The organism is Isoptericola sp. NPDC055063, from assembly GCF_053608125.1.
Window position 1 is genome coordinate 169,925 of the sequence record NZ_JBSGUW010000001.1, and the last position, 6,672, is coordinate 176,596.

Here is a 6,672-nt window from a genome sequence, read left to right on the forward strand (position 1 = left end):
CGGCGAAACCTTGATTAAGATGGCCTCATGGTCAAGGTTCCCGCGTTCGAGTACGCCGACGACTACTGGGTCGCCGACGCGGACGGGATGACGAGCCGGTCCGCGCGGGCCGCCGCGTCCGGCCCCCATCGTTCGGTCGTCCCGCCCACGATCGCCAGCTGGGTCCCGGACATCCCTGCCGACCTGTCCGCAGACGTCGAAGAGGCTTCTGCGGCGCTCGGCCGGTTCGACGAGCACGCCGCCAAGATCCTCGGAACCACCAGCCCGACCCTCGGCCCCATGAGCTCCATCCTCCTGCGCACCGAGTCCGCGTCGTCGTCGCAGATCGAGGACCTCACCGTCGGCCCCCGGCAGCTGGCTCTTGCCGAGATCGAGCAGTCCACGTCCACGAACGCCCGCACCGTGGTCGCGAACGTCCGCGCCATGGAGGCGGCGCTCGCGCTCGCCGACCGGCTCGACACCGACGCCATCCTGGACATGCACCGCGCGCTCCTGTCGGGCCAGCGCGGCTGGGAGGACCACGCCGGCCGCTGGCGCGACCAGCTCGTGTGGATCGGGACGAGCACGATCAGCCCTCGGGGCGCGTCCCACGTCGCGCCTCAGGCACCGCTCGTCGCCCCGGCGATGGACGATCTGGTCGGATTCGTCCGGCGCGACGACCTGCCCGTCCTGTTCCAGGCGGCAGTGGCGCACGCTCACTTCGAGGTCATCCACCCGTTCGTGGACGGGAACGGGCGCACGGGCCGCGCGATGATCCACTCCATCCTCCGCGCCAAGGGGATCGTCACGGCCACCACCGCGCCCGTGTCGGCGGGGCTGCTCACGCAGACCGAGGGGTACTTCGCGGCCTTGTCCGCCTACCGCGACGGCGACGCACGCCCGATCGTCGAACGCGTCGCCGCCGCGGCACGCTTCGCCGCCTCGTCGGGGTCCCAGCTCGTCGACGACCTTTCGTCACAGGTCGACGCTGCTCGCGCCCAGCTCGGCGGACTTCGGCGGCAGGCCGCGGCGTGGCGTGTCGTGCCACACCTGGTCTCGCACCCCGTCGTGAACGCCCCGTTCCTCGCCAAGCACCTGGGGATGGTCGGCCAGACCGCCCAGAACGCCCTCTCCCAGCTCACCGAGGCCGGCGTGCTGACCGAGCGGACCGGAATGCGCCGCAACCGCGTCTGGGAGCATTCCGGCATCCTCACCGTCCTCGACCAGTACGCCCAGAGCCTGCTCAGGCGGTGAGCGCCGCCCGGCGCCGTGCGCTGACGGCGCCGTGCGGGCGCGCGCCGGGCTCGTCACGCTCGGCGGTGGCCACGACGTCGAAGCCCGCGCGGTCGAGGCGCGCCGCCAGCTCCTCGGGCGGCCAGAACCACGCCGTCGTGACCTTGTGGTCGAACGGCTCCACGCGCGGGCCGCGGAAGTAGCCGACCAGCAGCCCACCCCCGGGGGCGACGGCGCGGGCGAACTCCGCCAGCACGTCGTCCACAGCCGCGCCGTCCGTGGTATCGGGCGGGGTGTGGATGACGGAGTACCAGGCGAGCAGCCCGCCGAGGCCGCCGTCGGGCACGCCGAGGTCGTCCAGCGCGGCGCGACGGAAGGTGACGCCGGGGTACTCCGCGCGGGCGCGCTCCAGGAACGGCTCGGCGAGGTCCACGCCCTCGGCGTCCAACCCCAGCCGTGCGAGGAAGTCCGTCCACTGCCCGGGCCCGCACCCGGCGTCGAGCACGCGGCCCGTCAGCCCGGCAGCCCACCGCGCCACGAGGTCGCGGTCGTCCTCGTGCACCGACGCCATCGACCCGAAAAGGTCCGTGTACTCCTGCGCGCGTGCCGCGTACGCGGCGCTGGCCTCACCCGTCATGCGGCCACCCTAGGGACGGGGTGGGACGGGGCCCGCGACCGTGCGCAGCGCGCGCCGGGCGTGCGCACGGGCCGCGGCGGGCGACGGCGCGGGCTCGAGGCCGAGCAGCCGGCGGCGGTGCGGCTCGCCGAGCAGCAGCGTGTACAGCTCCTCGGCGCGCACGGGCACGTCCCCGAGACCGGGGTGCTCGGCGGCCAGGAGCTCCGCGAGGACCTCGACGGTGCGGGCGGGGCCGTTCGCGTAGAAGTCCGCGGCGAGCCGCGGCAGCTGGCGCGCCTCCGCGACGACGAGGCGGTGCAGCGTCACGGCGTCGTCGCCGTGCAGGGTCCGCACGACGCGCGTGGCGACCTCCTCCAGGTCGTCCCCCGCGTGCAGGCCCTCCTGCTCGTGCCGGTGCAGCCGCTCGACGGCGGCGAGGAAGAGCCCCTCCTTGTCCGTGAAGCGGGCGTAGATCGTGCGCTTGGTGACGCCCGCGGCGGCGGCGACGCCCTCGATCGTCGTGCCGGCGAACCCGTGCTCCGCGAGCTGCACCGTGGCCGCGTCGAGGATCGCCTCCCGGCGCGCCTCGGCCTCGTCGCGGCGGGGGCGCCCGCGGCGGGCGGGGGTCCGAGGGGTCTCCGTGTCCATGCTCTAATGATACGGCACCGTTTCATTACTGACGTCATCACACGGGCTGCACCACACGAGGAGGACCGATGGCTGGACGACGACTGCTGCACGTGGCCTTCAGCGACGACTGGGAGGCGTGCGCGCGGTTCGGGGAGTACGACGTCGCCACGCGGCGCACGCTGTTCGACGACGCGGGCCACATCCACGCGACGACGGCGGGCGGCCTGCCCGCCGTGCTGCACGACGTCTACGGCGACGCCACCGAGGCGCTGGTGCTCGCCGTGATCGACGAGGACGCCCTCGCCGCCCAGGGCATCCCGGTGACCTGGGCGCCCGCAGCCGGCGGGCCCGCGCCCCGCATCGGCGCCCTGCTGCCGATGGACCGCGAGACGGTGGTCGCCCTCCTGGAGGTCGGGCGCGGCCCCGACGGGTGGGTCGTCCCCGACCTCTCCGGCCTCGACGTCCGCGAGACGGCACCCGAAGCCACGCTCTGGACGTCGCTCGGGGCCGGCCTGGAGGTCAGCCCCGCGGTCAGCCCAGCAGGGTCGTGACGCGGCGGCGCACGCCCGCGGCGTCCAGTCCGTGCGCCGCGGCGTGGTCGCGCGGCGTGCCGTACCGGCGCAGCTCGGCCTCGCCGGGGACACCCACGTGCAGCACGCGGCTGGGCCGGTCGGCCAGCGCGGCCGCCACGGCCGCGGCGCTCGTCCCTTCCAGGTACGGCTCGACGACGGCGAGCGACGGCGCGGCCCCCGGGCCCGCAGGCAGCAGCGCGCGCAGCCCGTCGGCGTCAAGCGGGTGCGGGGTGGCGGTCCACGCGACACGCACGGGCAGGTCGGCGACGGCCTCGAGCACGGTGTCGAGCATCGGGCCGACGGCGAGGACGAGCGGCGCGGACGTGCCGCCCCTGCCGTCGACGGCGTCCCGCACCAGGTGCAGCCGCCCGTCGACGGGTCCCGGGCGGGCGTTGCGCTGCCCCGACAGGCGCACGTAGACGCGCCCGGTGCCCGCCGCCTCGCGGTGCAGGATCTGGGCGACCTCGTCGGCGTGGCCCGGCACGTGCACCGTCCAGCCGGGCAGCGCGGAGATCAGCGCCACGTCGGCGGGGGCCTGGTGGGTTCGGCCGCCCGCGGACACGTCGTACGACGCGCCCGCGCTGACCAGCACGGCACCCACGTCCTGGTGGCCGAGGTCGAGCTTGACCTGCTCGTACGGCCGCTCCACCAGGAACGACGCGAACGTGTGCACGATCGGCCGCCGCCCCGCCAGCGCGAGGCCGCCCGCCACGCCGATCAGCGCCTGCTCGCGGATGCCGACGTCGATGACGCGGCTGGGGTGGCGCTCGATCACGCGGCCCAGGTAGCCCGACCCGATGACGGCCAGGACGACGTCGACGTCCGGGTGCGCGTCGAGCAGGGGGCCGAGCTCCTCGTAGAACCGGGTGCGCAGGTCGAGCGCGGGCGCGGTGGCCGGGGCGGTCATGCCGACTCCTCGTTCGTGGGGGTGCCGGTCGGGTGGCCGGTGGTGTCGACGACCACGACCGTCGGCCGGTCGGGCTCGGTGCGCCGCAGCGCGGCGGTCAGGCGGGGCTGGTCGTGGGTGCGCACCTCGGCGGCCGCCCAGCCCTCGAGCGCGAACCGCGGCGCGATGCCGCCGGGCCAGCCGAGGCTGTCGCTGTGGTTGTCGACGACCACGCACGTGAGGTTCCCGAGGCCGAACCGGCCCGCCACCTGGATCGCCTCCGCGTTGCTGCCCTCGTCCAGCTCGGCGTCGCCCACGAGGACGACGACGCGCGCGGGGGTCCGCCCGCGCAGGCCCAGCGCGAGCCCGACGGCGAGCGGCAGGCCGTGCCCGAGCGAGCCGCTGCCGATCTCGATGCCCGGCACCAGCGTGCGGTCGGGGTGATGGCCGAGCGGCGAGTCGAACGACGCCACGTCGTCCAGCCACGCCGCCGGGAAGAATCCCTTCGCGGCCAGGACGGCGTACGTGGACGCCGGGCCGTGGCCCTTCGAGAGCAGGAAGCGGTCGCGGTCGGGGTCGTCGGGGCGGGCCGGGTCGACGCGGAGCACCTGGTCGTACAGCGTCCACACGACGTCGAGCGTGGAGTGCGCGCTCGGGTCGTGCTTCTCGTCGCCCGTGACGCGCGCGACCAGGTCCCGGACGCGCTGCGGGACCGTCGTGGGGGTGGCGGGAGCCGTCGTCGTCATGCCTCGATCGTGTGACCTCAACCATGGTTGAGGTCAAGGCCGCTCGCCGGGTGTGCGACGTCACCCCCGCCGTCCTGCGGAAACGCGGGGTCGGAGGCAGGATCGAGACGGACCAGCCGCCGTCATCAGGAGGTCTCGTCATGGCCCGCACCGTCGCCGAACACCTCGTCGACCAGCTCGTCGCCGCCGGCGTGAAGCGCATCTACGGGATCGTCGGGGACTCCCTGAACCCCGTCGTCGACGCCGTCCGCCGCACCGACGGCATCGACTGGGTGCACGTGCGCCACGAGGAGGCGGCGGCGTTCGCGGCCGCCGCCGACGCCGAGGTGACGGGCGAGCTCGCCGTCTGCGCCGGCTCCTGCGGGCCGGGGAACCTGCACCTCATCAACGGCCTCTACGACGCGAACCGGTCGCGCCTGCCCGTGCTGGCCATCGCGTCGCACATCCCGAGCGCCCAGATCGGCACGCAGTTCTTCCAGGAGACCCACCCGGACCGCATCTTCACCGAGGCGTCCGTGTTCTCGGAGCTGATCTCGTCGCCGGCCCAGCTCCCTCGCGTCACGCGGTCAGCCATCCAGCACGCGCTCGCCGCCCCGGGCGTCGCGGTGCTCACGCTGCCGGGCGACGTCGCGGACGAGCGGGTGCCCGACGACGACGCCCCGATCCTCGTGCCCGGCGCCTGCCCGGCGCGCGTCGTGCCGAACGACGCCGACGTCCAGGCCCTCGCCGACGCGATCAACGCTGCGAAGAAGGTCACGCTGTTCGTCGGCGCCGGGGCGCGAGGGTCGCGCGAGGAGGTGCTCGAGCTCGCCGACCTGGCCGCCGCCCCCGTCGGCCACTCGCTGCGCGGCAAGGAGATCATCCAGTACGAGAACCCCCACGACGTCGGCATGTCCGGCCTGCTGGGCTACGGCTCCTGCCACGAGGCGATGCACTCGGCAGACCTGCTGGTCATGGTCGGCACCGACTTCCCGTACGACTCGTTCCTGCCCGCCGACGTCCGCACCGCGCAGATCGACGTCGACGCCTCCCACCTCGGCCGCCGCACCCGGCTCGACCTGCCCGTGCACGGCGACGTCGGCGAGACGCTGCGGATCCTCAACCCGCTGGTCAAGCGCAAGAAGGACCGCAAGTTCCTGCGCTCCATGGTCGACAAGCACGCCGGGATCATGACCAAGGTGGTCGGCGCGTACACCCGGAACGTGGAGAAGCACACGCCCATCCACCCCGAGTACGCGGCCGTGCAGCTCGACGAGACGGCCGCCGACGACGCCGTGTTCACCGTCGACACCGGCATGAACAACGTGTGGGCGGCCCGGTACCTCACGCCCAACGGGAAGCGGCGCGTCATCGGGTCGTTCATCCACGGGTCGATGGCGAACGCCCTGCCGCACGCCATCGGCGCCGCGTTCGCGGAGCCCGGCCGGCAGGTCGTGGCGCTCGCCGGCGACGGCGGGCTGTCGATGCTGCTGGGCGAGCTCATCACGGTGCGCACCTACGACCTGCCGGTGAAGGTCGTCGTCTTCAACAACGCGACCCTCGGCATGGTGAAGCTCGAGATGCTGGTGGAGGGCTTGCCGTCGTACGGCACCGACTCCCCGCCCGTGGACTACCGGAACATCGGCCTCGCCGTCGGCATCCCGTCCGTCCGCGTCGAGCGGCCCAAGGACCTGCGCCGCGCCCTCAAGGACGGGCTCGACCGCAAGGGCCCCGCGCTCATCGAGGTCGTCACCGACCCGAACGCGCTGTCCATCCCGCCGTCCATCTCGGCGGGGCAGATCCGCGGGTTCGCCACCGCCATGACGAAGCAGATCTTCGGTGGCGGCATGGGAGAGGTCATGTCCATGGCCCGCTCCAACCTGCGCAACCTCCCCCGCTGACCCAGCCTGATTGTTGTGAGCGGGGGGGTGGGGGGGGTTTTTGGGGGAGAAGAGGAAGAAAAAAACCGCGCACAAAAAGAGAAGGGGGGAGAGGAGGAGGAGGGGGAAGAGGAAGTGGCTTCTTTCCCTT

General features: G+C 73.8%; 7 protein-coding genes. 3 read left to right on the top strand and 4 right to left on the bottom strand.

Annotation, left to right across the window (positions count from 1 at the left end; genetic code table 11):
* Nucleotides 1-27 precede the first annotated feature (27 nt).
* Entirely contained in the window at nt 28-1,233 is a 1,206-nt protein-coding gene (locus ACWF41_RS00780; protein ID WP_380325875.1) for a Fic family protein, read from the top strand.
* On the opposite strand, the gene ACWF41_RS00785 is transcribed toward ACWF41_RS00780, so the two are convergent.
* On the bottom strand, nt 1,223-1,849 hold the full coding sequence (locus ACWF41_RS00785) for a class I SAM-dependent methyltransferase (protein ID WP_380325872.1): 627 nt from the start codon (nt 1,847-1,849) through the stop codon (nt 1,223-1,225). The two genes, ACWF41_RS00780 and ACWF41_RS00785, sit on opposite strands and share 11 nt — an antisense overlap.
* Before the next feature lie 9 nt (nt 1,850-1,858).
* Nucleotides 1,859-2,476, bottom strand: coding sequence for a TetR/AcrR family transcriptional regulator (locus ACWF41_RS00790; protein ID WP_380325869.1), 618 nt, complete (start codon nt 2,474-2,476; stop codon nt 1,859-1,861).
* A 68-nt stretch (nt 2,477-2,544) separates the two neighbouring features.
* On the opposite strand from ACWF41_RS00790, the gene ACWF41_RS00795 reads away from it, so the two are divergent.
* Entirely contained in the window at nt 2,545-3,009 is a 465-nt protein-coding gene (locus ACWF41_RS00795) for a DUF952 domain-containing protein (RefSeq protein ID WP_380325866.1), read from the top strand.
* On the opposite strand, the gene ACWF41_RS00800 is transcribed toward ACWF41_RS00795, so the two are convergent.
* A complete protein-coding gene (locus tag ACWF41_RS00800) occupies nt 2,990-3,937 on the bottom strand; it encodes a transketolase family protein (protein ID WP_380325863.1) in 948 nt (315 codons plus the stop codon). The genes ACWF41_RS00795 and ACWF41_RS00800 overlap by 20 nt on opposite strands.
* Entirely contained in the window at nt 3,934-4,662 is a 729-nt protein-coding gene (locus tag ACWF41_RS00805) for a thiamine pyrophosphate-dependent enzyme (protein ID WP_380325860.1), read from the bottom strand. The genes ACWF41_RS00800 and ACWF41_RS00805 overlap by 4 nt, the downstream gene beginning before the upstream one ends.
* 140 nt (nt 4,663-4,802) lie before the next feature.
* On the opposite strand from ACWF41_RS00805, the gene ACWF41_RS00810 reads away from it, so the two are divergent.
* On the top strand, nt 4,803-6,542 hold the full coding sequence (locus ACWF41_RS00810; RefSeq protein WP_380325857.1) for a pyruvate dehydrogenase: 1,740 nt from the start codon (nt 4,803-4,805) through the stop codon (nt 6,540-6,542).
* Nucleotides 6,543-6,672 lie beyond the last annotated feature (130 nt).

What these genes read in the sequence shown, in the direction of transcription:
- ACWF41_RS00810 (WP_380325857.1), top strand. Translation starts at nt 4,803, where the DNA reads ATGGCCCGCACCGTCGCCGAACACCTCGTCGACCAGCTCGTCGCCGCC.
- ACWF41_RS00800 (WP_380325863.1), bottom strand. Translation starts at nt 3,937, where the DNA reads ATGACCGCCCCGGCCACCGCGCCCGCGCTCGACCTGCGCACCCGGTTC.
- ACWF41_RS00790 (WP_380325869.1), bottom strand. Translation starts at nt 2,476, where the DNA reads ATGGACACGGAGACCCCTCGGACCCCCGCCCGCCGCGGGCGCCCCCGC.
- ACWF41_RS00805 (WP_380325860.1), bottom strand. Translation starts at nt 4,662, where the DNA reads ATGACGACGACGGCTCCCGCCACCCCCACGACGGTCCCGCAGCGCGTC.
- ACWF41_RS00795 (WP_380325866.1), top strand. Translation starts at nt 2,545, where the DNA reads ATGGCTGGACGACGACTGCTGCACGTGGCCTTCAGCGACGACTGGGAG.
- ACWF41_RS00780 (WP_380325875.1), top strand. Translation starts at nt 28, where the DNA reads ATGGTCAAGGTTCCCGCGTTCGAGTACGCCGACGACTACTGGGTCGCC.
- ACWF41_RS00785 (WP_380325872.1), bottom strand. Translation starts at nt 1,849, where the DNA reads ATGACGGGTGAGGCCAGCGCCGCGTACGCGGCACGCGCGCAGGAGTAC.